General features: G+C 43.9%; 4 protein-coding genes. 1 reads left to right on the top strand and 3 read right to left on the bottom strand.

What is annotated here, in order from left to right; genetic code table 11:
* Window positions 1-885, top strand: an 885-nt coding sequence (locus tag A3761_RS13120) for a S49 family peptidase (protein ID WP_156491832.1), incomplete at its 5' end; no start/stop codon positions are given.
* Between the two features lie 268 nt (window positions 886-1153).
* Here A3761_RS13120 and fusA read toward each other — a convergent pair.
* The 3 genes from fusA to A3761_RS13135 all read right to left on the bottom strand — a co-directional run bounded on the left by fusA (window position 1154) and on the right by A3761_RS13135 (window position 4463).
* The gene (fusA, locus tag A3761_RS13125) at window positions 1154-3238 is read right to left on the bottom strand and encodes an elongation factor G (protein ID WP_068553036.1); all 2085 of its coding nucleotides are present in this window, start codon (window positions 3236-3238) and stop codon (window positions 1154-1156) included.
* Between the two features lie 130 nt (window positions 3239-3368).
* Window positions 3369-3602 carry a VF530 family DNA-binding protein gene (locus A3761_RS13130; RefSeq protein WP_082865102.1) on the bottom strand — a complete coding sequence of 78 codons (234 nt, stop codon included), beginning with the start codon at window positions 3600-3602 and terminating at the stop codon, window positions 3369-3371.
* A gap of 18 nt (window positions 3603-3620) precedes the next feature.
* Window positions 3621-4463, bottom strand: coding sequence for a S1 RNA-binding domain-containing protein (locus tag A3761_RS13135; RefSeq protein ID WP_068507950.1), 843 nt, complete (start codon window positions 4461-4463; stop codon window positions 3621-3623).
* Between the last annotated feature and the right edge of the window lie 102 nt (window positions 4464-4565).

Raw genomic sequence — 4565 nt, forward strand, 5'->3', positions numbered from 1 at the left:
GTTGAGCAGCGTAAGGCTCGTCGCTGGGGTGTGTTTTTTAAGCTGCTAACATTTGCTTATCTTTTTGTCTTATTGTTTATGATGAGCGAGGGTTTATCGCCGGATAAGATAAGTGATACTGAACAATATACCGCATTGGTTAATCTGGAAGGTGTGATTGCTTCAGGCGAAGAGGCGAATGCAGACTTTTTGGTGACGGGTTTGAGAGCAGCTTTTGAAGCTGAGGGAACTCAAGCTGTTGTCTTGCGCATTAATAGTCCTGGTGGCAGCCCGGTTCAATCAGGGTATGTTTATGATGAAATTAAACGACTTCGTGGCTTATACCCTGAAACGCCACTCTATGCAGTGATCAGCGATATTGGTGCTTCAGGTGCATATTACATTGCTGCGGCTGCGGATAAGATTTACGCTGATAAGGCAAGTTTGGTTGGTTCTATCGGTGTAGTGGCTTCAGGTTTTGGTTTTGTTGATACGATGAAGAAGCTTGGCGTCGAAAGACGTTTATATACAGCGGGAGCTCATAAGGGCTTTCTAGATCCTTTTAGCGATGAAAAGGGTGATGAGGTTGAGTTTTGGGAGTCGGTGCTGAATACCACGCATCAGCAGTTTATTGCTAAAGTGAAAGAAGGGCGTGGAGAGCGGTTGAAGGTTGATGAAGAGATCTTTAGTGGTCTGATCTGGAGTGGTGAGCAGGCCTTGGAAAAAGGTTTGGTTGATGGTTTGGGTAGTGCAGGTTATGTTGCAAGAGAAGTGGTTGGAGCTGAGGAAATTATTGATTTTACGCCGCAGCCAGACCCCTTTGAGCGCTTCACGAAAACGCTGGGTATTGCGGCAGGGAGTGCTGTAGGTAAACTTTTAACGACTAGCCCACTGACTATTCAGTAGTATGGTTTAGAATGACTAAAGGCGAGCATTAGCTCGCCTTTTTTTGTGCCTGGGAAATTCTAGCTATTCCAGAATAGTGTATTTCTTTCAGGTCGGGAAAGCTAAGTCGCTGGTCTATAACAGTATTGCTGCGTATAAATGAAGCTGAGTAGAGTTATGTACGTGGTTATCCCGGTGCCATTTTGATTTGGTCGTTGTAGGTTTGTAGCTAAATTGCAGGCATAAAAAAAGCGATCCGAAGATCGCTTTTTTGAAGGCTAGCTAAAGATTACTTAGCTGCTTTCTTTGCACGCTCTTCTTCCATTACTTTTTCAGCAACAGAGTTAGGGCATTGTGCGTAGTGATCAAATTCCATAGAGAACTGACCACGACCAGAGGTCATTGTACGTAGTGAGCCGATGTAACCAAACATTTCTGAAAGTGGTACATTTGCTTTGATGCGCACGCCAGAAGCGCCTGCATCCTGACCTTCGATCATGCCACGACGACGGTTCAAATCACCAATTACGTCACCAACGTGATCTTCAGGCGTAAATACGTCAACCTTCATGATTGGCTCAAGAAGCTTAGGTTGTGCCTTTGGAATTGACTGACGGAAAGCGCCTTTTGCAGCAATTTCAAATGCAACAGCAGAGGAGTCAACCGCGTGGAAACCACCGTCGAACAGCTCAACCTCAACATCTAGTACTGGGAAGCCAGCAAGAACACCGGTCTCCATCATGCTTTGGAAGCCTTTCTCGATAGCTGGGAAGAATTCCTTAGGTACGTTACCACCTACAACTGTAGATGAGAATGTGAAACCAGAATTCTGCTCACCTGGCTTGATACGGTAATCGATCTTACCGAACTGACCAGAACCACCAGACTGCTTCTTGTGCGTATATGAATCTTCAACTTCAGCCGTGATTGTTTCACGGTATGCAACCTGAGGTTCACCAACTTCTAGCTCAACGCCATAAGTACGGTTCAGGATGTCTACTTTGATGTCTAGGTGAAGCTCACCCATTCCGCGTAGAATTGTTTCACCTGAGTCTTCGTCAGTGTGAACCTGGAATGTTGGATCTTCTGCAACCATCTTACCGATCGCGATACCCATTTTCTCAGAACCGCCTTTGTCTTTAGGCTTAACAGCAATCGAGATTACTGGCTCAGGGAAGACCATCGCTTCAAGTGTACATTCGTGCTTGGGATCACAAAGTGTGTGACCTGTTTGAACGTTTTTCATGCCGACGATTGCAAGGATGTCACCAGCTTGAGCTGAATCTAGCTCGTTACGATCTTCAGCTTCCATCTCACACATACGGCCGATACGCTCAGTCTTACCTGTGAAGGAGTTAAGTACTGTGTCGCCTTTGTTCAGCTTACCTGAATAAACTCGGATAAAGGTAAGTGCGCCGAAACGGTCATCCATGATCTTAAATGCAAGTGCGCGGAATGGCTCGTCAACAGCAACTGTAGCAACTTCGCCAGTTGGCTCGCCCACTTCATCAGTCAATGGCTGAGGAATAACTTCTGTGGGTGAAGGCAAGTAGTCAACAACAGCATCAAGAATTAACTGGATACCTTTGTTCTTAAATGCAGAGCCACAGTAAGTAGGGAAGAATGTCAGGTCATTAGTACCTTTACGAATACAGGCTTTGATCTGTTCCGTAGTTGGCATTTCGCCTTCCATGTACGCCATCATGATGTCGTCATCAACCTCAACAGCTGTTTCAATCAACTGCTCGTGATACATGTCTACATCGTCAACCATATCGGCTGGAACGTCTTCTACTTTGAAGTTTTCAGGTAGGCCTGTGTCATCCCAAACATAAGCTTTCTTAGAAAGAATATCGACAACACCAACAAAGTCATCTTCGGTTCCGATTGGAAGAGTCATAACTAGCGGCTTAGCGCCTAGTACGTTCTCTACCTGGTCAACAACTTTCAAGAAGTCAGCACCTAGACGGTCAAGCTTGTTTACGAAGATGATACGAGCAACGCCAGACTCATCTGCATAACGCCAGTTTGTTTCTGATTGAGGTTCAACACCACCAGAACCACAGAATACACCGATACCACCATCAAGAACTTTCAAAGAACGATATACTTCTACTGTGAAGTCAACGTGTCCAGGAGTATCTATGATGTTCATGCGGTGATCATCCCAGAAGGTTGTGATCGCTGCAGACTGGATAGTAATACCACGCTCAGCTTCCTGCTCCATAAAGTCAGTTGTAGATTCACCATCGTGAACCTCACCAGTCTTATGGATCTTACCAGTTAGCTTTAGAATACGTTCTGTAGTGGTTGTTTTACCAGCATCAACGTGAGCGAAGATGCCTATATTTCTGTATTTGGATAGATCTGTCATTATTCTACTCAATAAGTTCAGGGCGGAAAAAAATTTGCGGTAGTATACAGGATTTTTTTCGAAAGTTTGAAAAAAAACGTAACATTTTATGCCTGGGCAAAAAATAGTCGTATTTAATTTATTTAGGCAGCTATTTTTTCTGCCATGGGCTGTTACATAAGTCGATATAAAGCGCTTCAACTTTGCTACGAGCCCAAGGGGTTTTTCTTAGGAATTTTAAGCTGGACTTAATGCTCGGGTCGTATTGAAAGCAACGAACAGGAATTCTATTGCCTAGTTCTTCCCAGCCGAAATGAGATTCAAGCTTTATAAGAATCTTTTCTAAAGTCATTCCATGAAGAGGGTCGTGGGACTGGTCATGCACCTTGTGTGTCTCGCTATATTATTCGCCGGTTTTAATCAGGTAGATACCATCACTCTCTATACGGATCTGCCGTTGTTTATAAAGTGTGCCTATTGCGGTCTTGAATGCTTTTTTACTGATTGAAAATGCATCGTATATTTCCTCTGGCTTACTCTTGTCAGAAAGAGGCAGGTAGCCTTCACTTTTTTCTAACCTGTCGAGCACTCTCTCGGCTAAATTTTCTATTTTCTTAAATCCGGGAGCATGAAGCGACAGGTCTACTTTACCGTCATTTCTAACTTGCTTGATAAAGCCTTTAACTTTTTGGCCAATCTTGAGGGGGCGGACGACATCACTAAAAAATAAAAGGCCCCAATATTGGTTGTCAATAACGGCACTGTAGCCTAAGTCCGTTGTAGCAGAGATTGCTAAGTCTACTTTTTGGCCTTGTTTATAATCGTTAGGGAGGCGACCAATATACTTGTTGAGTTTTGTTGACGCGGCAATGCGGTGAGTTTCTTCATCAGTGTATATGTATACAAGGTAAGACTTTCCAACTTCCATTGTCATATGTTGTTGGTTATAAGGTACCAGCAAATCCTTTGGTAGCCCCCAGTCTAAAAAAGCGCCGATATTATTTACATCCGTTACTTCTAAAAACGCGACTTCGCCCACTTGCGCCCGTGGTGTTTGGGTCGTGGCGATAAAGCGATCTTTGGAGTCAAGGTAGACGAAAACATTAAGCGGATCACCAACTTCACAATCTTCAGGCACATAGCGTTTTGGCAGAAGTATTTCACCAAGCCAGCCGCCTTGTAGGTAGGCGCCCTGAGGCTCGAATTTGATAACTTCTAATAAATTATTGCGACCGATTTTTGCCAAAGTATACGTACCTGTTCAGACAGATTTGAGGGAGTAATTTTCGCAGAGTGTACATCTCTTTTACGTCAATCACTAGGTATATTCCTAAAACTATATTAGTAT

The organism is Oleiphilus sp. HI0123 (genome assembly GCF_001635315.1).